Annotated in this window: 20 protein-coding genes; 14 read left to right on the top strand and 6 right to left on the bottom strand. The window is 69.7% G+C overall.

All coding sequences use genetic code 11. The features are described 5' to 3' along the window. Positions 1-65: 65 nt before the first annotated feature. From BLT21_RS03255 to BLT21_RS03235, 5 genes are all read left to right on the top strand, one after another. A complete protein-coding gene (locus BLT21_RS03255) occupies positions 66-992 on the top strand; it encodes a proteasome assembly chaperone family protein (protein WP_091499172.1) in 927 nt (308 codons plus the stop codon). 234 nt (positions 993-1226) lie between these two features. Beyond that, complete coding sequence (locus BLT21_RS03250) at positions 1227-2555, top strand: RNA polymerase sigma factor (protein WP_091499169.1); 1329 nt, start codon at positions 1227-1229, stop codon at positions 2553-2555. Then, positions 2552-3250 carry a coenzyme F420-0:L-glutamate ligase gene (locus BLT21_RS03245; RefSeq protein ID WP_091499166.1) on the top strand — a complete coding sequence of 233 codons (699 nt, stop codon included), beginning with the start codon at positions 2552-2554 and terminating at the stop codon, positions 3248-3250. Before BLT21_RS03250 ends, BLT21_RS03245 begins: the two co-directional genes overlap by 4 nt. Positions 3251-3260: 10 nt before the next feature. Next, positions 3261-4274, top strand: coding sequence for a sugar-transfer associated ATP-grasp domain-containing protein (locus tag BLT21_RS03240; RefSeq protein ID WP_256335895.1), 1014 nt, complete (start codon positions 3261-3263; stop codon positions 4272-4274). Between the two features lie 47 nt (positions 4275-4321). Then, positions 4322-5329, top strand: a complete 1008-nt coding sequence (locus BLT21_RS03235; protein WP_091499160.1) for a sugar-transfer associated ATP-grasp domain-containing protein — start codon at positions 4322-4324, stop codon at positions 5327-5329. A gap of 67 nt (positions 5330-5396) precedes the next feature. On the opposite strand, the gene BLT21_RS03230 is transcribed toward BLT21_RS03235, so the two are convergent. After that, the gene (locus tag BLT21_RS03230) at positions 5397-5615 is read right to left on the bottom strand and encodes a DUF7455 domain-containing protein (protein WP_023951321.1); all 219 of its coding nucleotides are present in this window, start codon (positions 5613-5615) and stop codon (positions 5397-5399) included. A gap of 194 nt (positions 5616-5809) precedes the next feature. On the opposite strand from BLT21_RS03230, the gene BLT21_RS03225 reads away from it, so the two are divergent. Beyond that, entirely contained in the window at positions 5810-7879 is a 2070-nt protein-coding gene (locus BLT21_RS03225) for a DNA gyrase/topoisomerase IV subunit B (protein ID WP_371113416.1), read from the top strand. A gap of 148 nt (positions 7880-8027) precedes the next feature. On the opposite strand, the gene BLT21_RS03220 is transcribed toward BLT21_RS03225, so the two are convergent. Next, positions 8028-10487: a DNA gyrase/topoisomerase IV subunit A gene (locus BLT21_RS03220; RefSeq protein ID WP_091499156.1), complete on the bottom strand. Its 2460-nt coding sequence runs from the start codon at positions 10485-10487 to the stop codon at positions 8028-8030. Between the two features lie 59 nt (positions 10488-10546). Between BLT21_RS03220 and BLT21_RS03215 the strand changes: the two genes are divergently transcribed. Continuing rightward, positions 10547-11674, top strand: coding sequence for an alkaline phosphatase family protein (locus tag BLT21_RS03215; protein ID WP_176786798.1), 1128 nt, complete (start codon positions 10547-10549; stop codon positions 11672-11674). 13 nt (positions 11675-11687) lie between these two features. Here the strand turns inward: BLT21_RS03215 and sepH are convergent, their stop codons facing one another. After that, positions 11688-12722 carry a septation protein SepH gene (gene sepH, locus BLT21_RS03210; protein ID WP_091499153.1) on the bottom strand — a complete coding sequence of 345 codons (1035 nt, stop codon included), beginning with the start codon at positions 12720-12722 and terminating at the stop codon, positions 11688-11690. A gap of 228 nt (positions 12723-12950) precedes the next feature. On the opposite strand from sepH, the gene BLT21_RS03205 reads away from it, so the two are divergent. After that, complete coding sequence (locus tag BLT21_RS03205) at positions 12951-13244, top strand: DUF4193 domain-containing protein (RefSeq protein ID WP_091499152.1); 294 nt, start codon at positions 12951-12953, stop codon at positions 13242-13244. A gap of 95 nt (positions 13245-13339) precedes the next feature. Here BLT21_RS03205 and BLT21_RS03200 read toward each other — a convergent pair whose 3' ends face one another. Further along, positions 13340-13816, bottom strand: a complete 477-nt coding sequence (locus tag BLT21_RS03200; RefSeq protein WP_091499151.1) for a DUF3093 domain-containing protein — start codon at positions 13814-13816, stop codon at positions 13340-13342. Positions 13817-13828: 12 nt separating this feature from the next. Here BLT21_RS03200 and dut point away from each other — a divergent pair, with 12 nt between their 5' ends. From dut to dxs, 5 genes are all read left to right on the top strand, one after another. After that, positions 13829-14281 carry a dUTP diphosphatase gene (gene dut / locus BLT21_RS03195; protein ID WP_091499149.1) on the top strand — a complete coding sequence of 151 codons (453 nt, stop codon included), beginning with the start codon at positions 13829-13831 and terminating at the stop codon, positions 14279-14281. After that, positions 14278-14856 carry a DUF3710 domain-containing protein gene (locus BLT21_RS03190; RefSeq protein ID WP_091499146.1) on the top strand — a complete coding sequence of 193 codons (579 nt, stop codon included), beginning with the start codon at positions 14278-14280 and terminating at the stop codon, positions 14854-14856. Before dut ends, BLT21_RS03190 begins: the two co-directional genes overlap by 4 nt. Then, positions 14853-15614, top strand: coding sequence for a DUF3159 domain-containing protein (locus BLT21_RS03185; RefSeq protein WP_091499142.1), 762 nt, complete (start codon positions 14853-14855; stop codon positions 15612-15614). Before BLT21_RS03190 ends, BLT21_RS03185 begins: the two co-directional genes overlap by 4 nt. Positions 15615-15748: 134 nt before the next feature. Further along, entirely contained in the window at positions 15749-18607 is a 2859-nt protein-coding gene (locus BLT21_RS03180; RefSeq protein WP_091499141.1) for an aconitate hydratase, read from the top strand. A 103-nt stretch (positions 18608-18710) separates the two neighbouring features. Further along, positions 18711-20699 (top strand): 1-deoxy-D-xylulose-5-phosphate synthase, encoded by a 1989-nt coding sequence (gene dxs / locus BLT21_RS03175; RefSeq protein ID WP_091499140.1) that lies wholly within the window; start codon positions 18711-18713, stop codon positions 20697-20699. Here the strand turns inward: dxs and BLT21_RS03170 are convergent. Then, positions 20681-21283, bottom strand: coding sequence for a hypothetical protein (locus BLT21_RS03170; protein ID WP_176786797.1), 603 nt, complete (start codon positions 21281-21283; stop codon positions 20681-20683). The two genes, dxs and BLT21_RS03170, sit on opposite strands and share 19 nt — an antisense overlap. Next, positions 21280-21957, bottom strand: coding sequence for a TetR/AcrR family transcriptional regulator (locus BLT21_RS03165; RefSeq protein WP_091499138.1), 678 nt, complete (start codon positions 21955-21957; stop codon positions 21280-21282). Before BLT21_RS03165 ends, BLT21_RS03170 begins: the two co-directional genes overlap by 4 nt. Positions 21958-22021: 64 nt before the next feature. Here BLT21_RS03165 and pepN point away from each other — a divergent pair, with 64 nt between their 5' ends. Further along, complete coding sequence (pepN, locus tag BLT21_RS03160; protein WP_091499136.1) at positions 22022-24526, top strand: aminopeptidase N; 2505 nt, start codon at positions 22022-22024, stop codon at positions 24524-24526. Positions 24527-24559: the final 33 nt, after the last annotated feature.

Genomic DNA, 24559 nt, shown 5'->3' with positions numbered 1-24559 from the left:
CGGCGTTCGCTGTCAGCGAGGGGCGAGCCGCGTCCGCGAGGGGGAGGGGCTCGTAGAGTTGTGACATGCCACTGTCCGGACCGCTCTACGCACGTGCCGCCGGGTCGCCGCCCGTCCCGGCCGGGCTGCCGCTCGTCATCGCGCTGACCGGGTTCACCGACGCGGGCGGTGCCGTGACCCGCATCGTGGAGTACTTCCGCGGCGAGCTGGACCCCACCGCGGTCGTCGCGTTCGACAACGACGTCCTCTTCGACTACCGCGCACGTCGGCCTGTCGTCACCTTCGACGAAGACCATCTGACCGACTATCGCGCTCCCCGGCTCGAGCTGTCGCTCGCGCACGATTCGCTCGGGCAGCCGTTCGTCCTGCTGGCGGGGTACGAGCCCGACTTCGCGTGGGAGGCGTTCGCCGAGACGGTCGTGGGTCTCGCCGAGGGCATGCAGGTCGCCTCGATCACGTGGGTGCACGCCATCCCGATGCCGGTACCGCACACCCGTCCGATCGGCGCGACCGTCAGCGGGACGCGCTCGGAGCTGACCGCGGCGCACTCGGTCTGGCAGCCCCGCACGCAGATCCCCGCGACGGCCGGGCACCTGCTCGAGCTCCGTCTCGCCGAGGCGGATGCCCGTGTCGCCGGATTCGCGCTGCTCGTGCCGCACTACCTGGGCGACACCGAGTACCCCGCCGCGGCGATCGCCGGTCTCGACAGCCTGAGCGTCGCGACGGGTCTGGTCTTCGACAGCGACACGCTCCGCAACGAGAACCGCGACTACCTCGAGAAGGTCCAGGACCAGGTGTCGGGCAGCGAGGAGCTGACGACGATGCTGCACACGCTCGAGGAGCGCTACGACTCGTACATGGCGGGATCGGCCCTCGGGCAGCCCATCATCCATACGGGTGATCTTCCGAGCGCGGACGAGCTCGCGGCCGAGCTCGAGCGCTTCCTCGCCTCGCGTCCCCCGGGCGACGACGACAAGCGCGGCCGGGCCTGAGCCCGGCGCCCCTCCCGCCCCTCGCCCTCCGACCGCCGGGGGAATGCGACGCGCGCCGTCGGCGTTCTCATAGGAATGAATGCTTGCGCAGGAACAGCGCACGAGATATGAGACAATGAAGGACCTGACCCGTTGTCGATCCTGTGCACCTCGTTCGTTCGAGAGGCGGGGACTTGACAAGGGTCTTACTAGTGTCCGAGAACCCGGTGCGTTCGCGCCGGTGAGAGGCTAACCGTGACGTCAGGCACGAAGACCACCCGCACCCGCGCGAGCGAGGACACCGAACTCGTCGACGACGCGCCCGCCACCGGCGCCAAGGCCGCCGCGCCCAAGAGCGCCGCGAAGAAGGCGCCCGCGAAGAAGACCACCGCGAAGAAGGCCGCCCCGGCCAAGGCCTCCAAGGCGAAGGCGAAGGCCGACGACGAGGAGATGGACGACGAGGACGTCGATGACGACGTCGAGGTCGACGCCGCCGACACTGCGGACGACGACGCCGCTCCCGCGGGCGACGCCGTGAAGGCCGACGACGACGAGGACGAGGACGAGTCGAAGAAGCCGGTGGCAGCCGAGCCGCTACCGACCGGCGCCATCGTCATCTCCTCGAGCGACGAGGAGGACGTCCCGGTCTACTCGACGCAGATCACCGGAGCGACGGCCGACCCGGTCAAGGACTACCTCAAGCAGATCGGCAAGGTGCCCCTGCTCAACGCCGCCGAAGAGGTCGAGCTGGCGATGCGCATCGAGGCGGGTCTGTTCGCCGAGGAGAAGCTGTCGCACATGACGGCCGCCGAGAAGTCGAACCAGCTCGGACTCGATCTGCAGTGGGTCGCTCGCGACGGCCAGCGCGCCAAGAGCCACCTGCTCGGTGCCAACCTGCGTCTGGTCGTCTCGCTCGCCAAGCGCTACACCGGTCGTGGCATGCAGTTCCTGGACCTCATCCAGGAGGGCAACCTCGGTCTGATCCGCGCCGTCGAGAAGTTCGATTACACCAAGGGCTTCAAGTTCTCGACCTACGCGACGTGGTGGATCCGGCAGGCGATCACGCGTGCGATGGCCGACCAGGCCCGCACCATCCGCATCCCGGTGCACATGGTCGAGGTCATCAACAAGCTCGCGCGTGTGCAGCGCCAGATGCTGCAGGATCTGGGCCGTGAGCCCACGCCGGAAGAGCTGAGCCGCGAACTCGACATGACCCCCGAGAAAGTCATCGAGGTGCAGAAGTACGGCCGCGAGCCGATCTCGCTGCACACGCCCCTGGGCGAGGACGGCGACAGCGAGTTCGGTGATCTCATCGAGGACACCGAGGCCGTCGTGCCCGCCGACGCCGTCGGGTTCACCATGCTGCAGCGTCAGCTCGAGTCGCTGCTCGACTCGCTCAGCGAGCGCGAGGCGGGTGTCATCCGGATGCGGTTCGGCCTCGGCGACGGTCAGCCGAAGACGCTCGACCAGATCGGCGACACGTTCGGCGTCACGCGCGAGCGCATCCGCCAGATCGAGTCCAAGACGATGGCCAAGCTGCGCCACCCGTCGCGGTCGCAGTCGCTTCGGGACTACCTCGAGTGACCGCCGCCGCGAACGAGGGCAAGGCCCTCGAGGTCGTCGTCGACGGCACCGCATATGCGCGTATCCCGATCCGCACGCGCGTGGTGATGCCCGGCGACGATCTCGGGAGCATCATCTCGGAGTACGCCGCGGCCGTCGTCCAGCCGGGCGACCTGCTGTTCGTCACCGAGAAGATCGTCGCGATCACGCAGGGTCGCTCGTTCACCCTCGACGAGATCCGGGTGCGCCCGCTGGCGCGTCTCCTGTCGAAGTACGTCACGCGCACGCCCTACGGCATCGGTCTGGGCATGCCCGAGACGATGGAGATGGCGCTGCGCGAGTGCGGCACCCCGCGCATCCTCTTGGCGGCGGCCGTCAGCGCCGTCACCAAGGTGCTCGGCCGGCGCGGCGACTTCTACCGCGTGGCGGGCGACAAGGCGCGGGCGATCGACGGCCCGACGTCGGGGACGATCCCGCCGTACAACAAGGCGGTCGTCCTCGGTCCCGCCGACCCCGGCGGCGTCGCGTCGAGCATCAAGGCTCAGCTCGGTGGTGGCGCCGAGGTGGCGGTGGTCGACATCAACGACATCGGCGGCAACATCCTCGGCTCGACGCTCGACAGGGCCGGGGAGCAGCGGCTGGTGCGCATCCTGCGCGACAACCCGCTGGGCCAAGGTCACCAGTCGACGCCGCTCGGCGTCATCCGCGAGGCCTGACGTGGGGGCGGTGAACCGGCTCTATCGCCGTGCGCGCTTCTTCGTCCGCCGCGTCACCTCCTTCGACCGCGAGCGAGTGATGCAGTTCGCGCGCCAGTCCGCGACGCTGTCGAAGGCTCCCGTCTGGTGGGTCGCCGCCGACATGGCGTGGTGTGCGGTCCGCTACGAGACGACCTTCGAGAACTACTCGGAGTGGGACTTCCGCATCCTCCGTGGTCGCGAACGTCGGACGTACATGACCGACCCGAAGTCGTTCCATCTCTCGCGTCGCCTGAACGACGACTCGATCCGCGGCGTCTTCGACGACAAGCTGCAGTTCGCACACCGTTTCGGCGACGAGCTCGGTCGCGCCTGGCTCGACGTCACGGCGACCGACGTGGCGGCGCTCGCGGCATTCCTCGAGGGGCGCGAACGGGTCATCACCAAGAACCCCGGCGGTGTCGGGGGCAACGGCATCACGATGCGCGACGTCGCGACCGTCGGCGACACGGCGGCGTTCCGCGAGGAGCTGCTGCGCACGGGGGAGACGCTCGTCGAAGAGGTGCTCGAGCAGCACCCCGAGATGGCTCGTCTGTACCCGGGCAGCGTCAACTCGCTGCGCGTCGTGACCTACCGCGATCCCGACGACGTCGTGCACGTCCTCGCAGCGGTGCTGAAGGTCGGCAACGGCGGCGTCATCGACAACTTCTCCAACGGCGGCATGTACACGATGCTCGACGCGGACGGTCGTGCGCTGCACGCGGCGAGCGATGAGGAGGGGCATCCCTTCGAGACGCATCCCATCACCGGCGTCGCCATCACGGGCTACCAGGTGCCGTTGTATCCCGAGGTGCTCGAGCTCGTCGACCGCCTCGCGCGGCGGGTTCCCGAGATGCCCTACATCGGCTGGGACGTCGCGATCACGCCGGAACGTCCCGTCGTCATCGAGGGCAACCACAACACCGGTGTGTTCCAATCGAAGCCGTCGGTGTCGGGGATCCGGCGCGGACTGCTGCCGCGCTACCGCGCCGCGATGCGCTTCTGAGCGGTCGCTCCGCCACCCCCACCACGGAGAACACGGAGAAACGAGCAATGGGTCGATCACGCGTCCGGCTGGGCTACCTCCTCGACCGCGCCCGCAACGTGCGGGTCGGCAATCTCGTCGAGTTCGGTCGACAGGTGCAGAAGGTGTCGAAGGCGCCGCTGCCGGTCATCGTCGCCGACATGCTGTGGTGTTCCGTCAAGTACGACATGGGGTTCCGCGACTACGCCGTGTGGGACATCCGCCTGCTCAACGCCCGCGAGCGGGCCACGTGGATGACGCATCCCAAGTCGTTCCGGATCACGCGCATGCACAACACGCCCGAGGGGCGCGCCAAGCTCGAGGACAAGCGCCGGTTCGCCCGTGAGTACGCCGACCTGCTCGGTCGCGAGACGCTCGACCTGCGCGACGTCGACGACGTGGAGCTCGGCGCCTTCCTCGAGCGCCACCCCAAGGTCCTCGCCAAGCCGCTCGACGGCCACGGCGGCGGCGGGATCACCCTGCACGAGAACGTGACGGATGCCGCGGCCTTCCGCGCCGAGGCGACCGCTGCCGGCCAATCGATCGTCGACGAGTTCATCGTGCAGCACCCCGACATGGCGTCGCTGTACCCAGACAGCGTCAACACGGTGCGGATGATCACGTTCCTCACCCCGGAGGGCGACGTCCGCCTCCTCGCCGGTGTGCTTCGCATCGGGAACGGCGACGTCATCGACAACTTCGCCTCGGGCGGCATGTTCACGATGCTCGACGAGCACGGTGTGGCGCTGTACCCGGGCGTCGACAAGAACTCCAACGTCTATCGCGAGCATCCGGTCACGGGCACCCCGATCGTGGGCTTCACGGTGCCGCTGTTCGATCAGGTGCTGGCGCTGACGGAGTCTCTGGCCCGCCGCACCCCCGAGGCGCCCTACGTCGGTTGGGATCTCGCGATCACGCCGAACGGCCCCGTCGTCATCGAGGGCAACCACAACTCGAGCGTCTTCCAGCCCAAGCCGTCCGCCTCGGGCGTGCGTACGGGACTGCTGCCCGTCTACCAGGCCGCCGTCGGCTTCTGAGACGCATCCGCGGCAACGCGAAAGCCCCGAGCGCGATGCTCGGGGCTTTCGTCGTGAAGCCGCTGGTTCAGCCCGCGGCGACGAGACGCGAGGTCTCGTCGTGCCAGCTCGTGGCCACGGCGCGGAGCTTCTCCTCGTACTTGCGACCGTGGTGGGCGCAGAAGAGAAGCTCGCTGCCGTTGACCTCGGCGGCGATGTAGGCCTGGGCGCCGCACGAATCGCAGCGATCGGCCGCGGTCAGGCGGTGATCGAGGACGGCGGTGCTCTCGGAAGTGTTCGTGGTCATGACGGGTGCCTCCTCGGTCGATCGGGTCGTGCAACTGAGTGCCTTCGATACAACCATGACCAGCCCGGGGTATGCCCCATTTGACGATCATTTCGCTCTACGCGTACGCTCAGCGCCCGCACGAGGCGTGCGGTCATGACGAGGAGCGTGTGTCCTCCCCGTCGTGTCGGTGGCGCCGGATACGCTTGGAGATCGTGACAGCTGAGTATTCCGCCCACCACCTCCAGGTGCTCGAAGGGCTCGAGGCCGTCCGCAAACGTCCCGGCATGTACATCGGCTCGACCGACTCCCGGGGTCTGATGCACTGCCTGTGGGAGATCATCGACAATTCCGTCGACGAGGCCCTCGGCGGGTTCGGCAGCCGCATCGACATCGTCCTGCACGCCGACGGCAGCGTCGAGGTACGCGACCGCGCCCGCGGCATCCCCGTCGACGTCGAGCCCCGCACGGGTCTGACGGGCGTCGAGGTCGTGTTCACCAAGCTGCACGCGGGAGGCAAGTTCGGCGGCGGCTCCTACGCCGCGTCCGGAGGCCTGCACGGCGTCGGCGCCTCGGTCGTCAACGCGCTGTCCGAGCGCCTCGACGTCGAGGTCGACCGCGCGGGCAAGACCTACGCGATGTCCTTCCACCGCGGCGAGCCCGGGCTCTTCGCCGGAGACACGCCCGACTCCGAGTTCACCCCGTTCGAGCGCTCGTCCGAGCTGCGCATCGTCGGCAAGGCACCGCGGGGCACGAGCGGCACCCGCATCCGCTACTGGGCCGATCGGCAGATCTTCACGAAGGATGCCGCGTTCCACCTCGACGAACTCGTGCAGCGCGCTCGGCAGACCGCCTTCCTCGTTCCGGGGCTCGAGATCGTCATCGCCGACGACCGGGGCGAGGAGCGGGTCGAGACGACCTATCGCTTCGACGGCGGCATCTCGGAGTTCGCGGAGTTCCTCGCGCCCGACGCGCCGATCACCGACACCTGGCGCCTGACCGGCGACGGCACGTTCACCGAGACGGTGCCGGTGCTGCAGGCGAACGGCGCGATGGTGCCCACCGAGGTCGAGCGCACGTGCGAGGTCGATATCGCGCTGCGGTGGGGGACCAGCTACGAGACGGTCACACGGTCGTTCGTCAACATCATCGCGACGCCCAAGGGCGGCACGCACCAGCAGGGCTTCGAGCAGGGCCTCATGAAGGTCGTTCGCAGCCAGGTCGAGCAGAACGCGCGGCGGCTGAAGGTCGGCAACGACAAGCTCGAGAAGGACGACATCCTCGCCGGTCTCACCGCCGTGCTCACGGTGCGTCTTCCCGAGCCGCAGTTCGAGGGGCAGACGAAGGAGATCCTCGGCACGCCGGCGGTGCGACAGATCGTCGCGTCCGTCGTGAACCGAGAGATGGGCGCGTTGTTCGCGTCCACCCGGCGCGACGACAAGGCGCAGACGGGTCAGCTGCTCGAGAAGGTCGTCTCCGAGATGAAGGCGCGCATCTCGGCGCGCACCCACAAAGAGACGCAGCGGCGAAAGACCGCTCTCGAGTCGTCGTCGTTGCCCGCGAAGCTCGCGGACTGCCGAAGCAACGACGTCGCCGAGTCGGAGCTGTTCATCGTCGAGGGCGATTCGGCGCTGGGCACCGCTAAGCACGCGCGGAACAGCGAGTACCAGGCGTTGCTCCCCATCCGCGGCAAGATCCTCAACGTGCAGAAGGCGTCGGTGAGCGACATGCTCTCGAACGCCGAGTGCGCCGCGATCATCCAGGTCATCGGCGCCGGATCGGGACGCTCGTTCGATCTCAGCGCCGCGCGCTACGGCAAGGTCATCCTGATGAGCGACGCCGACGTCGACGGCGCCCACATCCGCACGCTCCTGCTGACGCTCTTCTTCCGGTACATGCGCCCCCTGATCGAAGAGGGTCGCGTCTTCGCCGCGGTGCCCCCGCTTCACCGCGTCGTCGTGATGAACCCCGGTTCGAAGCCGAACGAGACCATCTACACGTATTCCGAGGGTGAGTTGCACGGCCTGCTCGCAAAGCTCCGCAAATCGGGGCGCAAGTGGCAGGAGCCCGTGCAGCGGTACAAGGGCCTCGGCGAGATGGACGCCGATCAGCTCGCGACCACGACGATGGACCGGGCGGGCCGCACGCTTCGCCGCGTCCGCGTCGAAGACGCCGACGCCGCGAACGCCGTATTCGAGCTGCTGATGGGCAACGAGGTCGCCCCGCGTCGCGACTTCATCGTCACGTCGAGCGACCGGCTCTCGCGCGAGGCAATCGACGCCTGACCCGCCCGGCGTCGCGGCCACGACGACGCGGAGGCACGCACGAAGCTCGGGGGATGACGCGGACGCCGGGGATGACGCGAGCTCGGGGGAGTTCCCGGCCGAGCTTCCGAGGCCGGCGCCGTGCTCCGGAATACGGCATGCCCCCGGGCTAGCCGACGACGGTGCCGATGGCGCCGATGACGCCCTCGAGGGGCTGTCCCGACGCGTCGCGTTTCGCGCCCGCCTCGGGCAGAGCGCGCGTGGCGCCGTCGGGGCCCACGGCACGCGGTGAGTCGCCGACCCAGGCGAGCGTCAGCGTGTCCTCGCCGCGCAGGAAGCGTTGCGCGCGGACACCGCCGGTCGCCCGCCCCTTCGGGGGGAACTCCGCGAACGCAGACACCTTGCCGCTGCCGGCATCCGCTCCCGCGAGCGACTGCGTCGATCCGGCGATCGTCACCACGACGGTGTCGTCGGATGCGGCGACGGCCGTGAACGCGACGACGCGCTCTCCGTCGGTCACGCGCACCCCTGCCATACCTCCCGCGGCGCGTCCCTGCGGCCGCACGGCCGCAGCGTCGAAGCGCAGGAGCTGAGCGTCGGAGGTGACGAAGACGAGCTCGCTGCCGTCCGCGGCCGGAGCCGCTCCGACGACACGGTCGCCGGGCTTCAACGAGATGATCTCGGCGTCGGGCTTGCCCGGGGCGAGCTCGCTGGCCGAGACGCGCTTGACGACGCCCTGCGCTGTTCCCACCGCGACCGGCGGCTCGCCGGTGAGCGGCACGATCGCCACGACGTGCTCGTTGGCCCCGAGGCCCAGGTACTGATCGGCCTTCGAGCCGGCGGCGAGCTGCACGCTGTTGCCGGGGACCGAGGGCAGGTCGACGGGGGAGAAGCGCACGAGACGGCCGGAGCTGGTGACCGCGCCGAGGTCGCCGCGCACCGTGGTGTCGACGGCGGAACGGATGGCGTCGTGCTTGCTGCGGCGCGCCGGGGGAACGATCCCGCTGCTGAGCAGATCGTCGCCGAGCTCTGCCCGGACCATCCGCCCCGTCGCCGAGAGGAACACCCGGCAGGGGGCGTCGGCGATCTGCAGGTCTGCGCCGGCCTTCTTGCCCGAGCGGGCCGTGACGGGCCCGCCGTTGAGGAGGAGGGTGCGGCGCGGGGTGCCGTAGGTGTCGGAGGCCGCCTCGAGTTCGCGCGCGACCTGCGCACGCAGGAGCACGTCGCTCGCGAGCAGCTCCTCGAGGTGCGCGATCTCGGCCTTCAACTGGTCGCGCTCGGTCTCGAGCTCGATGCGTGAGAACTTCGTCAGCCGGCGCAGGCGCAGCTCGAGGATGTATTCGGCTTGCGGCTGCGAGAGGTCGAAGACGTCCATCAGGCGGCCACGGGCCTGCTCGCCGTCATCGGAGGCGCGGATGACCTGGATGACCTCGTCGATGTCGAGGATGGCGATGAGCAGGCCCTCGACGAGGTGTAGGCGCTCCTGCTTGCGCGCGAGGCGGTACCGGCTGCGCCGGGTGACGACCTCGATGCGGTGGTCGAGATAGACCCGCAGCAGCTCCTTCAGACCGAGCGTCTGCGGTTGTCCCTCGACGAGCGCGACATTGTTGATGCCGAACGAGTCCTCGAGCGGCGTGAGCCGGTAGAGCTGCTCGAGCACGGCGTTCGGGTCGAAGCCCGTCTTGATGGTGATGACGAGACGGAGCCCGTGGTTGCGGTCGGTGAAGTCCTGGACGTCGGAGATGCCGGTGAGCTTCTTCGCGTTGACGGCATCCTTGATCTTCTCGATGATGCGCTCGGGCCCGACCATGTAGGGCAGCTCGGTGACGACGAGACCGGTCCGGCGGGGGCCGAGCGACTCGACCGACACCTTGGCGCGTGTGCGGAAGGTGCCGCGGCCGTTCGTGTAGGCGTCCTTGATGCCATCGAGCCCGACGATCACACCGCCGCCCGGCAGGTCGGGACCGGGGACGAACTCCATGAGCTCGTCGAGGGTCGCCTCGGGGTTCTCGAGCAGGTGCACCGCCGCGGCGACGACCTCGATGAGGTTGTGCGGTGCCATGTTCGTGGCCATGCCGACGGCGATGCCCGTCGTGCCGTTGACGAGCAGGTTGGGGTAGGCCGCGGGCAGCACGGCGGGCTGCTGGAACTGCCCGTCGTAGTTGGGGACGAAGTCGACGACGTCCTCGTCGAGGTTCTCGGTGAGCGCGAGGGCCGAGGGCGCGAGCCGCGCCTCGGTGTAGCGCGCCGCAGCGGGGCCGTCGTCGAGCGAGCCGAAGTTGCCGTGGCCGTCGACGAGCGGCACACGCAGGGCGAAGTCCTGTGCCAGGCGGACGAGTGCGTCGTAGATCGCCGAGTCGCCGTGGGGGTGGAGCTTGCCCATGACCTCGCCGACGACGCGGGCGCTCTTGACGTGACCCTTGTCGGGACGCAGACCCATGTCGGCCATCTGGAACAGGATGCGCCGCTGCACGGGCTTGAGGCCGTCGCGCGCGTCGGGCAGGGCGCGCGAGTAGATGACCGAGTAGGCGTACTCGAGGAACGAGCCCTGCATCTCCGCCGAGACGTCGACGTCCTCGATGCGCTCCGGCTGGTCGGGGACGGGTGAAGCGGTGCGGGATGCGGCCATGGAGCTGTTCGGACCTCGATCGGGGGTGGGGCGCGGACCCGTGTGGAAGACTGTCCGCGATGACATCCAGCCTACCGATCGACCCGCTCACGGCCCGGAGCCTCACCGGTGTGCTGCCGCAGCTGATCGCGTCCGTCTCGGGACGACCCGACTGGTTTCCGTCGGCGCGTTCGGCCGTGGTGATCGTGGCCGACGGCCTCGGGCGTGGCAACCTCAGCCAGCGCTCCGCGTATGCGCGCTTCCTCACCGAGCGCATGACGAAGCGGGATTCCGCCCGCACGGTCTTCCCGGCGACGACCGCGGCTGCCCTGACGAGCCTGTTCACGGGGGTCACGCCCGGCGAGCACGGCATCGTCGGTTACCGTGTGCGCGTGCCCGGCACCTCCGCCGCCCCGAACCAGCTCACGGGCTGGGAGCACGACGGCCTCGACCCGCACACGTGGCAGCGCTCTCGGCCGCTGTTCGAACGGGAGGCGGCTGCGGGTCGTCCGTGCTTCGTGGTGAGCCGCGCCCAGTACGCGGGGACGGGCTTCACCACCGCGACAGTGCGCGGTGCCGAGTTCGTCGCCGCATCCGGCATCGCGGAACGGCTCGCATCGGCCGAGGCCCTCGCCGCCGCCCACGAGGGCGCCCTCGTCTACGCCTACATCCCCGAACTCGACGTCATCGGCCACGGGCAGGGCTGGGAGAGCGACCGGTGGGCCGCCGAGCTCGAGTCGCTCGACGCGGAGCTGCGTCGGTGGGACCGGCAGCTGGGCCCCGGTATCGGTGCCGTGCTGACGGCCGATCACGGCATGGTCGACGTCCCCGCGCATCGCCACGTCCTGTTGGACGAGGGCGACCCGCTCCTCGACGAGGTCGAGATCGTGGCCGGCGAGCCACGGATGCTGCACCTGTACGCCTCCGACGGCGCGGGCGCGAGGGTCGCGTCACGGTGGCGGGCGTCGGAGTCGGACCGATCGTGGGTGATGACCCGCGCCGAGGCGATCGGCGCCGGTCTGTTCGGCGCGGTCCATCCGGAGGTCGAGGAGCGCATCGGCGACGTCCTGGTGGCGGCCCGATCCGGTGTCGCCTACTACGACGACCGGTCAGCCGACAAGAAACCGCAGCGGATGATCGGCCAGCACGGCTCGCTCACCGACCAGGAGCGGATCGTGCCCTTGGTACGCCTCGGCGCGTTCGCGTGAGAGGACTCCCGCGTCAGGCGTCTTCGCTGCGTGCGCCGAACACGATCTCGTCCCACGACGGCAGGGAGGAGCGTCCGCCGCGGCGACGGGTCTCCGGTGCGGTCTCGTCCTTGGGCGCGTCGTTCTTCGGGGCTTCGGCCACGGGCTCGGGCTTCTGCTCCGGGTAGCCGGGCTCGAGCGCGTCGAAGAGGGCGACGGGCGTGCGCTCCGGGGGCTCATCCGCGTGGGCGTCGTCCGCCGGCATCGGCTCGCGCTGACCGCGACGGCGTCGCAGCGCCTCGAGCAGGTCCGCGGTCTCGGAGGAGGTGACGACGGGCTCGGGCGCGCGCTTGATGGCCGCATCCTTCGCCGTGGTGCTGCGCAGCGCGCCCGCCGTCGCGGCATCCGCCTCGGTCGCCGGATGCCGCGGTCCGAACGCGCCGCTGTCGAAGCGCGAGTCGTCCTTGGCCTGCGGGGTGTCGAGCGCGCGCAGGCGGGGGATCAGGCCCTCGGGAAGCGACCCCTGTCGCGAGAGCTGCGTGGCGTCGGAGTTCAGGGGCGCGAGTGACGAGCGGCGCGGGTCGAACGACCATCGCGCATCGTGCTCGACCTCACCCACGGCGAACTCGAGCTTGACGATCCAGCCGTCGGGCTCGCGCCAACTGCTCCAGCGTTCGCCGCTCGCTCCCGCCTCGGTGAGCTTGGTGCGGACCGCGGTGCCGAAGGTCGGCTGCGCGTCGGGTTCGAGCTCGCCGGCGATCAGCACGGGTACGGCCAGCGCCTGCCCGACCACGTGCTCGCGCTCCGCGATGATGGGTCGCTCGTACCGGGCGACGTCCTCGACCCGGACTCCGAGCAGCGTGGCGACGTCCGCGGCGCTCATCCCCGAGCGGATGTGCGACTGGATCTCACGCGGGCTGGGGCGCGGGGCGCGGGGCTCGTCGGCCGGTCGGGCGCGCCGCAGCTGGGCGCGGAGCGTCTCGTTCACCGGCAACGCGAAGCGCTCCCCGGACTCGGTTGCGAGGACGAGGATGCCCTCCTCGGTCCCGATGACCTTGAGCTGTTCCATGCGCAGAACCCTCCCAGCGTTACGTGTGCCGTCATGGTGTCACAGGCATCCGGGCAGCGCGGGAATATCCGGGGCGCGCCGCCGGTTTCGGGGGTCGAACCGGCCATCCGCAGCCGATCCCGGAAGGATCTTCCGCGACGTTTTGCGAAAAGCGCGCCGGTCATGCAAACTATCGCCGCCCCACTCGGCGCGGCAACCGGCAACACCTGGAAGTAGAGGCCTTTCGACATGGCTACGGATTACGACGCACCCCGCAAGACCGAGGACGACAGCGAGTCGATCGAGGCCCTGAAGGAGCGCGTGCCCGACAAGTCGTCGGGCTCCATCGACAACGAGGACGCCGACAACCCGTCCGGGTTCGAGCTGCCTGGCGCCGATCTCTCCGACCTCGAGCTCGACGTCGTCGTCCTCCCCCCGCAGGAGGACGAGTTCACCTGCATGGAGTGCTTCCTCGTGAAGCACCGCACCCAGATCGACCACGAGACGTCGGTCGGCGCCATCTGCACCGAGTGCGCGGCCTGACCACCACGATCTCCGAGACCCTCGGCGCTCCGGCGCCGGGGGTCTTCGCATTTCGCCGTGCCGGCCTCGGCTGTGACGAGCTCCGCCAGGCGGTCTCAGGCCCGTTCGCGCGCCTGCTCGAGCACGGCGGCGACCCGGGTGGGGGTGCGGGAGGAGAACACCCAGTGGCTGATGGGATCGTCGTCATCGTCGATCTCGACACGCACGATGCCGTCCACGCCGCCGCGCAGCATGTGCCAGGCCGTCGACGCGAGACCGGGTCCGCGTGCGTGACGCGCCGCCTCACCGCTGAGCGTCTCGACGGCCCCCAGGTAGGAGATCTCGATGTTCGCGCGTCCGACGCGGAGCCGGCCGTCGGCGATCTCGACGACGGGGGAGAGGGCGATCAGCGCGGCGACGACGAGAGCGCTGACGGCGATCCCGGCGATCAGGCCGATGACGGAGTCGAGCGGGGCCAGGACGAGCGCGACCATCGGACCGCAGACGGCGGCGCTGACCAGCACCCAGAGCGACGGGCTCAGGCGCTCGCGATAGCTCGTGGCTGACGGGGTGGTGGGGGCGGAACTGTGCATTAGCCTCGTGGGGTGACCGAATCCGTGGACGTCCCCATTATCGCCGCCGACGTCCCCGTGTACGCGCACCCCGGGGACGCCGGCGCCGATCTGGTGTCTGCCGAGGCCGTCCGCCTCGAGCCCGGGCAACGCGCGCTCGTCGCGACCGGCGTGCGGATCGCCCTCCCCGACGGTTTCGCGGCCTTCGTGGTCCCGCGCAGCGGCCTGGCCGCCAAACACGGCATCACCGTCGTCAACTCGCCGGGGACCGTCGACGCCGGCTACCGCGGCGAGATCAAGGTCACGCTTCTGAACACCGATACCTCCGAGCCGTACGCCGTCGAGCCCGGCGACCGCATCGCGCAGCTGATCGTCATGCCGGTGACCCGGGCTCGCTTCATCCCGGTGGAGGCGCTGCCCGAGAGCGTGCGCGGCGTCGGAGGCTTCGGTTCGACCGGTTACCAGCAGACAGGAACACCCGCATGAGCGACGACGCGAAGTCCGCACCCCTCGATCGCGCGACAGTCGGCCCGTTCGACGAGTCCGAGGCGAACCCGGTGCGTCCCTACATCGACCTCGGTGGCATCAAAGTGCTTCCGCGCGAGGGACTGAACCTGCGGCTCGAGGTCGAGGAGCAGACCAAGCGGATCGTCGCGGTGGGTCTCGACTACGCGGGATCGACCCTGCAGGTACAGCCGTTCGCCGCGCCCCGCTCCACGGGCCTGTGGGAGGAGACGCGCGAGCAGATCCGTCAGCAGGTGCGTCAGCAGGGTGGCCGCGTCGAGGAGCGCGAGGGTCCGCTAGGCCCCGAGCTGCTCGCCGAGGTCCCCGTCATCGCGGGGGCGGAGGGCAGCGGCAAGCGCCTCGCACGGTTCGTCGGGATCGACGGGCCTCGCTGGTTCCTGCGCGGCGTGATCGGCGGAGCGGCGACGAACGACGTCGACGCCGCAGCGCAGGTGGAGGACCTGTTCCGTTCGCTCGTCGTCGTCCGCGGCGGTTCCCCCATGCCGCCGCGAGACCTCATCCCGCTCAAGATGCCGGCGACCCCCGGTTCGGCGTGAGCACCGACGAGCGACCCGAGGGCGCCCCCGAGCGTCCCGCCGATCTCGAGCCGCCGGCTCCGTCGACGTCGGGTCTGCTCGGCGCCGCGCTCGGCGAGGCGGCGCGGAAGGCAGGCTTCGACCCGACTGCCGAGGCGTCGACGGGCGGGGTCGTCTGGCGCGCGATGGGCGGATTCCGCGGCATCGTCGAGGCCGTTCTGCCCGGCCTCGTCTTCATCGTCGTGTTCACGCTCACGACCGACCCGCAGACCCGCGAGGCGGACCTCTGGCTGTCGCTCGGCTTGTCGGTCGGGGTCGCCGCTGCCTTCACGCTCCTGCGACTGGTGCAGCGAGGTCCGGCGGGCGCGGCCTTCGGCGGGCTCGTCGCTACCGCGGTCGCCGCGGGGCTCGCGCTGCTCACCGGCCGCGGTCAGGACAATTTCGTCCCCGGGCTCATCACGAACGCCGCCTACGGCACCGCCTTCCTCGTCTCGGCGCTCATCGGGTGGTCGCTCATCGGGCTCGCAGCCGGCTTCCTCATGAACGAGGGAGTCGCGTGGCGCCGCGACAAGCGCAAGCGGCGCGTGTACTTCTGGCTGGCGATCGCGTGGGCGGCGCTCTTCTATCTGCGCCTCGCCGTGCAGCTCCCGCTCTACTTCGCCGACGAGGTCGCCGCCTTGGGCACGCTGAAGCTGGTCATGGGACTGCCGCTCTTCGCGCCCCTCGCGGCGGTCACGTGGCTCGCGGTCCGGGCGCTCTACAAGCCGCGTCCCGAGTGATATATTTATCTTGACGTCAAGATAAATTTCCCCCTTCTCGACTAAGGGTCGCCTCACTGGATCAACGGGTGGGGCGGGGGGATGATGGGGACAGCGCGCGCGAGCGCGCGGCCCGCCGATGAAGGAGAGCAGACGTGTCCACTGTTGACAGCTTCGGAGCCAAGAGCACCCTGACGGTCGGCAGCACCGACTACGAGATCTTCCGCATCGCCACGGTCGACGGATACGACCGCCTCCCGTTCAGCCTCAAGGTTCTCCTCGAGAACCTGCTGCGCACCGAGGACGGCGCGAACGTGACGCAGGAGCAGATCCGCGCGCTCGGATCGTGGGACGCCGCGGCGGAGCCCGACACCGAGATCCAGTTCAGCCCCGCACGCGTCGTCATGCAGGACTTCACCGGCGTGCCGTGCATCGTCGACCTCGCCACCATGCGCGAGGCCGTCACGGCCCTCGGCGGCGATCCCAAGCGCATCAACCCGCTCTCGCCCGCCGAGATGGTCATCGACCACTCCGTCATCGCCGACCTCTTCGGCAGCGAGAACGCGCTCGAGCGCAACGTCGAGATCGAGTACGAGCGCAACGGGGAGCGCTACCAGTTCCTGCGCTGGGGCCAGACCGCGTTCGACGACTTCAAGGTCGTCCCGCCGGGGACCGGCATCGTCCACCAGGTCAACATCGAGCACCTCGCCAAGGTGATCTACGACCGGAACGTCGACGGCGTCCTGCGCGCATACCCCGACACCTGCGTCGGAACCGACTCGCACACCACGATGGTCAACGGACTGGGTGTGCTCGGCTGGGGCGTCGGCGGCATCGAGGCCGAGGCCGCGATGCTCGGCCAGCCCGTGTCGATGCTCATCCCTCGCGTCGTGGGCTTCAAGCTCACCGGCGAGATCCCGGCCGGCGTCACCGCGACCGACGTCGTGCTCACCATCACCGACATGCTGCGCAAGCACGGCGTCGTCGGCAAGTTCGTCGAGTTCTACGGCGCCGGTGTCGGCTCGGTCCCCCTGGCCAACCGCGCCACGATCGGCAACATGAGCCCGGAGTTCGGCTCGACCGCAGCGATGTTCCCCATCGACGACGTCACGCTCGACTACCTCCGCCTCACCGGTCGCGACGAGCAGACCGTCGCGCTCGTGGAGGCGTACGCGAAGGAGCAGTCGCTCTGGCACGACGCCGCGAACGAGGCGAGCTACAGCGAGTACATGGAGCTCGACCTGTCGACGGTCGTCCCGTCCATCGCCGGCCCGAAGCGTCCGCAGGACCGCATCCTGCTGTCGGAGTCGAAGGAGCAGTTCGCGAAGGACATCCTGAACTACGCGACGGCCGCCGACGAGCCGGTCGAGGTCGAGGGCACGTTCCCGGCATCCGACCCGGGCACGGCTCCCGGTGTCGAGCACGAGACCCTCTCGGACGACACCGTCTCGCACCAGCACGACCACGCGCACGCGGGCCTGCTCTCGAGCGGTGCGCGCCACGCGGCGTCGAACCCGGTCAAGGTCACGCGGCCCTCGGGCGAGAGCTACCTGCTCGACAACGGCGCCGTCACCCTGGCTGCGATCACCTCGTGCACCAACACGTCGAACCCCTCGGTGATGATCGCCGCCGGCCTGCTGGCACGCAAGGCCTCCGAGCGGGGGCTCACCCGCAAGCCGTGGGTCAAGACGACGCTCGGCCCGGGCTCGAAGGTCGTCACCGACTACTACGAGAAGTCGGGCCTCGACAAGGACCTCGAGAGCCTCGGCTTCTACACGGTCGGCTACGGCTGCACGATCTGCATCGGCAACTCGGGACCCCTCATCGAAGAGGTCTCCGCAGCGATCAACGAGAACGACCTGGCCGTCACCGCCGTGCTGTCGGGCAACCGCAACTTCGAGGGTCGCATCAGCCCCGACGTCAAGATGAACTACCTCGCCTCGCCGCCGCTGGTCGTCGCCTATGCACTCGCCGGGTCGATGAACTTCGACTTCGAGATCGACGCGCTCGGCACGGACTCCGAGGGCAACGACGTGTTCCTGAAGGACATCTGGCCCGCCCCCGACGAGGTGCAGGAGATCATCGACTCATCGATCTCGCGCGAGCAGTTCATCAAGCAGTACGCCACCGTGTTCGACGGTGACGAGCGCTGGAAGAACCTCCCGACCCCCACCGGCCCGATCTTCGAGTGGGACGAGAACTCGACCTACGTCCGCAAGGCGCCGTACTTCGACGGCATGCAGATGGACCTGACACCCGTCACCGACATCAGCGGTGCTCGCGTCATGGCCACGCTCGGCGACTCGGTCACGACCGACCACATCAGCCCGGCCGGGAACATCAAGGCCGGCACCCCGGCCGCGCAGTACCTCACCGAGCACGGTGTCGCGCAGAAGGACTTCAACTCCTACGGCTCGCGGCGCGGCAACCACGAGGTCATGATCCGCGGAACGTTCGCCAACATCCGTCTGAAGAACGAGCTCACGGCCGCGGTCAACGACGGCAAGGTCGTCGAGGGTGGTTTCACGCGCGACTTCACCCAGGAGGGCGGCCCGCAGTCGTACATCTACGACGCGAGCCAGAACTACCAGGACCAGGGCACCCCGCTGGTGATCCTCGGCGGCAAGGAGTACGGCTCGGGATCGTCGCGCGACTGGGCGGCAAAGGGCACCAACCTCCTCGGCGTCAAGGCCGTCATCACCGAGAGCTTCGAGCGCATCCACCGCTCGAACCTCATCGGCATGGGCGTCGTGCCGCTGCAGTTCCCCGCCGGTGAGAGCTGGAAGTCACTCGGACTCGACGGCACGGAGGTCATCTCGATCACGGGTCTCGAGCAGCTCAACGAGGGCGTCACGCCCAAGACGGTGAAGGTCGTGGCCGAGCCGAGCGAGTTCTCGCCCGAGGGCAAGCAGACGGTCGAGTTCGATGCGATCGTCCGGATCGACACCCCCGGTGAAGCGGACTACTACCGCAACGGCGGCATCCTGCAGTACGTGCTGCGCTCGCTCGTCTGAACCCGCCACCTGCAGAGCCCACGAGAGGCCGGAGCGTCGAGCTCCGGCCTCTCGTGCATCCCGCTGATTAGACTTACCGGCACCCGATGGAAGGAGGAGCACGATGTCGCTGCTCTCCTCGATCTCGCACCCGCGCGACCTCGACGGTCTCTCGATCCCGCAGCTCGAGCAGCTCGCCGATGAGATCCGCGCGTTCCTCATCGAGAACGTCGCCCGCAGCGGCGGTCACCTCGGGCCCAATCTCGGCGTGGTCGAGCTGACGCTCGCGATCCACCGTGTCTTCGACTCTCCCAACGACCCCGTCGTCTTCGACACGGGGCATCAGTCCTACGTCCACAAGCTCGTCACGGGGCGACAGGATTTCACCCGGCTCCGTTCCCGCGGCGGTCTGGCGGGCTACCCGCAGCGCCACGAGAGTGAGCACGACGTGGTGGAGTCATCCCATGCGTCGAGCTCCCTCAGCTGGGCCGACGGCATCTCGCGGGCCTTCGCCCGCACGGGTCGCACCGATCGTCATGTCGTCGCGGTGGTCGGCGACGGCTCCTTGACGGGCGGGATGACCTGGGAGGCGCTCAACAACATCTCCGACGACAACGACCGCAACCTCGTCATCGTCGTCAACGACAACGGGCGCTCCTACGCCCCGACGATCGGCGGCATGGCCCGCTTCCTGAACAAGGTGCGTACCACCGAGGGGTACCGGTCGCTGCACGAAGGCTCGGCCTCGCTCTTCGGTCGACTCGGACCGGCGGCGCGGGCCGTCTATCGCGGTCTGCGGGGCGGCACGCACGGGTTCCTCTCCAGGTTCGTCAACAACGAGGCGCTGTACTCGAACCTCGACATCAAGTACCTGGGCCCGGTCGACGGGCACGACCTCGAGGCGATGATCGAGACCCTGCGCCTGGCGAAGTCGTACGGTGCCCCCGTCATCGTCCATGCGATCACCGAGAAGGGCCGCGGTTACGCGCCCGCCCGCCTCGACGAGGCCGACCAGTTCCACGCCGTCGGCAGAATCGACCCTGCGACGGGCCAGCCGGTCTCGTCCGGCGGCAAGACGAGCTGGACAGACGTGTTCGCCGAAGAGCTCGTGTCGGCTGGTGAGCGCCGCGACGATGTCGTCGCGATCACCGCCGCGATGCTGCGGCCGACGGGGCTGCTGCCCTTCGCACAGCGTTTTCCCGACCGGGTGCTCGACGTCGGCATCGCCGAACAACATGCGGTCGCGGCGTCCGCGGGCCTCGCCTTCGGCGGGCTGCATCCCGTCGTGGCGATCTACGCGACGTTCATGAATCGTGCGTTCGACCAGATGATGATGGACGTCGCGCTGCACCGCGCCGGCGTCACGTTCGTCCTCGATCGCGCGGGCGTGACCGGTCCCGACGGCCCCAGCCACCACGGCATCTGGGACCTCGCGATGCTCCAGCTCGTGCCCGGCATCCGCATCGCAGCCCCTCGCGACGCCGAGCGACTGCGGGAGGTCTTCCGAGAGGCCGTCGAGATCGAGGACGCGCCCACCGTGGTGCGATACCCGAAAGGCTCGGTCGGCGACGATCTGCCGGCTCTCGAGCGTCGGGAAGACGGGACCGACGTGCTGGTGCGCGGCGAATCGGAGGATGTCCTCATCGTGGGCATCGGTCCGATGGCGCGTCTCGGCATCGAGGTCGCCGAGCGGCTGCGAGCGCAGGGGATCGGCGCGACCGTGATCGACCCGCGTTGGGTGGTCCCGGTCGCGAGCTCCGTCGTCGACCTCGCGGCGGAGCACCGGCTGGTCATCACGATCGAGGACGGGATCCGTGTCGGGGGTGTCGGCACGCGCATCCGCCAGGTGCTTCGCGAGGCCGGCATCGACACGGCCGTCGATGAGCTCGGACTGCCCGACGAGTTCATCGATCACGCAGAGCGCGACGAGATCCTCGATGACGCGGGCCTGACGGCCGCGAAGATCGCCCACGACGTCGTCGCGCAGGTCCTCGGCACCCGCATCCCCATCGCGCGCCCGAGTGCGGATGCCGGGTCGGACTGGGCGGATGCCGCTGACGCGCCGGGCCGCGCGGACGCGAGCGACGGCGAGCCTCAGCCCCGCGGCCGCTGAGGACGTCGTCGGCCGGGATCGATGACGCGGTAGCGCTCGTCGAGCGCGTCCTCTGCTGCGGCGTCCGCATCCGGGGTCGGCGCAACCTCGCCGAACCCCGCGGCGTCGAGGCGCAGGGCTCGCCGCATGGTGATGAACCACGCTCCTGCGAGTCCGATGGCGCTGAGAGGCACGTTGACGAGGAAGGCGATCGACCCGACCCACCCGTCGCCCGAGTCGCCGGTGAACGCGCGGAGGGCGATGGCCGTGGTGACGACGCCGACCAGCGCGCCGTACGCCGTGAAAGCGAACAGATGCGCGCCGACACGCGGCGAACGTCGCAGGAGGCGACCGAGTGCGTAGGCGCCGGGGGAGCCGATCACGACAGCGGGGAGCGAGGCGAGCACGATCACCACGGTGCCCACGACCAAGCTGAAGCCGCCCGTCAGCACCGCCCAGGCGAGGACGAGCAGCAGCGTCGTCGCGCCCCACGCGCGCGCCGTGCCCGCCAGGAACTCGGTACGGGTGAACGCGAGAGGTTCGGCATCCGTGCGAGGCGAGTCTCTCCGGGACGCGGGCGGCGGGAGGGGGCCGGCGACCATCACGAGCGGGCCTCGGCGATGAGGTCGAGGAGCTCCCGCAGCGGCCGTCGCAGCATCGGGAGGCGGGCCAGCGGGAGCGCCATCGCGAGCAGCGCCAAGCCCTTGTCGAGCAGACGCCGCGTCTTCGCCTGGTCATCGGAATCGTCGTAGACCCAGTACATCGCGAGCAGGAGATGCGCGAGAACGAGCGCGCCGGGCAGCGCTTCCGCGATGTCCCTCGGAAGCTTGTGGTCCGCCTCGTCGACGGCGACGCGGAAGAGGTCTTCCACGATCGCGAGCGAGGCGTTCGACTCGGGCGACAGCGGATTGATCGACGATCGCGGCGAGACGGCGGCCGTCAGGAACTCGGGCGCATGGCCATGCGTCGGCGTGAGCTGATCGAGGCCCGTGTGGAAGACGATCGCGAGCCGGTCCTGGAGGTCGCGCGCCGACTCGAGGCGGGGGAGGGCGGCCGCGCGGTGAGCCTGCTGGACCTGCAGGTAGAACTCCTGCACGAGCTCGTTCTTCGACGCGAAGTGGTAGTTCGTCGTCCCGACCGAGACGCCGGCTTCGGATGCGATGTGGCGGATGGTGGTCGCGTCGTAGCCGCGTTCGCGGAACGAGCGCAGTGCGGTCTCAACGATCAGGGCGCGGGTACGATCGCGCTTGGATCCGGTCGGCTCCGGGCTGCTGAACATGTTCAGATACTAGCGTCAGGTCGGGGACGCATCACGATCCGCGCGGTCGTGGAAGCATGAAGGGATGACCGGCGACAACCTCACCCGTACCGACGCTCGACAGCGCGCACACGACATCCGGGTCCACACCATCGAGGTGTCCCTCGATGTCCGTGACGCCCCGCGTGCCGACGAGACGACATTCGGCACGCGAGCGACCCTCTGGTTCGATGCGACCCCTGGCGGGGAGACCTGGGTCGACTTCCTCGGTTCGACCGTCGATGCGGTCACGGTGAACGGCGAGAGCAAGCCGGTGGAATGGGACGGGGCACGCATCCGCATCCGAGACCTCGCCGAACGCAACACCGTGACGATCGAGGCCCGCGGCGTCTACAGCCGCTCGGGAGAGGGACTGCACCGCTTCGTCGATCCTGTCGATGGGGCCGTCTACCTGTACACGCAGTACGAGCCCGCCGACGCGCGTCGCGTCTACCCGTGTTTCGAGCAGCCCGACCTGAAGGCGCGCTGGCGGATGCGGGTGGCTGCGCCCGAGGGCTGGCGGGTGCTGTCGAACGCTGCGGAGACCGGTCGGCAGGATCTCGTCGGCGGCAGCGAGGTCACGTTCGCGGAGACCCTCCCGATCTCCAGCTACATCACGGCCGTCGCGGCCGGGCCGTACCACCGCGTCGAGGCCGCCTGGAACGGGCCCGACGGACCGGTCGATCTGGGCGTCCTGTGCCGCGCCTCGCTGGCGCCGTACCTCGATGCCGAGGAGATCATCGACATCACCCGCCGCGGGCTCGCATACTTCGGCGCGACGTTCGGGCTCGGCTATCCGTGGGGCAAGTACGACCAGATCTTCGTGCCCGAGTACAACCTCGGTGCGATGGAGAACCCCGGGCTCGTCACCTTCACCGAGGCGTATGTCTTCCGGGGGGCCGCGACCGCGGCGCAGCGCCAGGCGCGCGCCAACACGATCCTCCACGAGATGGCGCACATGTGGTTCGGCGACCTCGTGACGATGCGGTGGTGGGACGACCTGTGGCTCAAGGAATCCTTCGCGGACTTCATGGGCTCGCACGCGTCGGTCGCGACCGGGCTCTACCCGGACGCCTGGGTGAGCTTCGCGAGCCGGCGGAAGGGGTGGGCCTACGAGCAGGACCAGCTTCCGACCACGCATCCGATCGTGGCAGACATCCCCGATCTGCAGGCGGCCAAGCTCAACTTCGACGGGATCACGTACGCCAAGGGAGCGTCCGTGCTCAAGCAGCTCGTCGCGTACGTGGGTGAGGAGGCGTTCTTCGCCGGCGCGCGCGAGTACTTCGCCGCCAACGTCTACGGGAACACCACGCTCGCTGATCTGCTGGAAGCGCTCGAGCACGCCTCTGGACGCGACCTGCGGGCCTGGAGTCGCGCCTGGCTCGAGACCACGGGGATGTCGGATCTCTCGGTCGAGCGTGACGGAACGGGCGGCGTCACCGTCGTGCAGACCGACCCTCGGCCGCACCGCGTGACGATCGGACGGTATGCGGAGTCGGAGGGTGTGCTTCGCCGTGAGGGTGGGGTCGAGCTCGACCTCGTCGGCGCCCGGACGCCGCTGCCCGGGGATGCCGCGGGCCTGATCATCCCGAACGACGACGACCGCACCTATGCGAAGGTGCGCCTCGACGATGACACGACGGCAGCGCTCGAGCTCTCGCTCTCGACCATCGGCGACCCGCTCGCTCGCTCGGTGGCGTGGGCCGCTCTCTGGAACGCGGTGCGCGACGGTCGACTCGACGTGGCGCGCTACCTCGCGATCGTCAGAGTGCACGCCGCCGCCGAGACCCACGTCGGCCTCCTCACCGACGCGGTCGCGCATGCCGACTACGCGATCGCCCATTACGCCGCCCCTGCGCAGCGCGACTCGCTCGCCGCGCAATGGCTGGAGACCGTCTGGCTGTCCCTGCACCAAGCCCGCCCCGGGACGGACGCCCAGCTCGTCTGGGCGCGTGCCCTGGCCGCCGCCGCGGCGGTGGATGCCGGGCGTGCGGCGTCGTTGAGCCGGCTGCTCGCCGGCGACGGGCAGCTCCCCGACGGTCTCGTGCTCGATGCGGACCTGCGATGGAGCTGGCTGTTCGCGCTCGCCGCGACGGGCGAGGCCGGCCCCGCCGAGATCGACGCCGAGCTGCTCCGCGACGATACCGCGAAAGGGCGGCGATCGCACCGCGCTGCCCGAGCCGCAGTGCCGGAGGCTGCGGTGCGCGAGGCCGCGTGGGTGGCGGCGTGGACGGACGAGACCCTGTCGAACGACGAGCTCGACGCAACCATCGCGGGCGTGCGCGCCGGTGGGCGACGCGATCTCATCGCAGCCTTCGACGGCGACTACTTCTCGCGCATCGGCGAGGTCTGGGAGACCCGGAGCATCGAGATCGCGCGCCGACTCGTGCGCGGACTGTTCCCCGCGACGGACGACCTGGCGGCGGCGACGGCGTGGCTCGCCGAGCACCCCGGGGCGCCGGCCGCACTGCGGCGCATCGTGATCGAGCAGCGCGATGTCCGCGAGCGCGACCTCCGGGTGCAGAGCCTGCGGAGCAGTCCCGCGGCCTGACACGACGAGGACCCCGCGGCGTGCTGCCAGGGG

It is taken from the genome of Microbacterium sp. cf332 (assembly GCF_900102175.1).
Taxonomy (GTDB): domain Bacteria; phylum Actinomycetota; class Actinomycetes; order Actinomycetales; family Microbacteriaceae; genus Microbacterium.
The sequence above is the reverse complement of the archived record's forward strand: the minus strand, read 5'-3'. Positions and strand labels throughout refer to the sequence as shown.

Excerpts from the sequence above, each read along its gene's own strand:
- BLT21_RS03255 (WP_091499172.1), top strand. The coding sequence starts at position 66 with ATGCCACTGTCCGGACCGCTCTACGCACGTGCCGCCGGGTCGCCGCCC.
- BLT21_RS03235 (WP_091499160.1), top strand. The coding sequence starts at position 4,322 with ATGGGTCGATCACGCGTCCGGCTGGGCTACCTCCTCGACCGCGCCCGC.
- BLT21_RS03230 (WP_023951321.1), bottom strand. The coding sequence starts at position 5,615 with ATGACCACGAACACTTCCGAGAGCACCGCCGTCCTCGATCACCGCCTG.
- BLT21_RS03220 (WP_091499156.1), bottom strand. The coding sequence starts at position 10,487 with ATGGCCGCATCCCGCACCGCTTCACCCGTCCCCGACCAGCCGGAGCGC.
- BLT21_RS03215 (WP_176786798.1), top strand. The coding sequence starts at position 10,547 with ATGACATCCAGCCTACCGATCGACCCGCTCACGGCCCGGAGCCTCACC.
- sepH (WP_091499153.1), bottom strand. The coding sequence starts at position 12,722 with ATGGAACAGCTCAAGGTCATCGGGACCGAGGAGGGCATCCTCGTCCTC.
- BLT21_RS03205 (WP_091499152.1), top strand. The coding sequence starts at position 12,951 with ATGGCTACGGATTACGACGCACCCCGCAAGACCGAGGACGACAGCGAG.
- BLT21_RS03200 (WP_091499151.1), bottom strand. The coding sequence starts at position 13,816 with ATGCACAGTTCCGCCCCCACCACCCCGTCAGCCACGAGCTATCGCGAG.
- BLT21_RS03190 (WP_091499146.1), top strand. The coding sequence starts at position 14,278 with ATGAGCGACGACGCGAAGTCCGCACCCCTCGATCGCGCGACAGTCGGC.
- dxs (WP_091499140.1), top strand. The coding sequence starts at position 18,711 with ATGTCGCTGCTCTCCTCGATCTCGCACCCGCGCGACCTCGACGGTCTC.
- BLT21_RS03165 (WP_091499138.1), bottom strand. The coding sequence starts at position 21,957 with ATGTTCAGCAGCCCGGAGCCGACCGGATCCAAGCGCGATCGTACCCGC.
- pepN (WP_091499136.1), top strand. The coding sequence starts at position 22,022 with ATGACCGGCGACAACCTCACCCGTACCGACGCTCGACAGCGCGCACAC.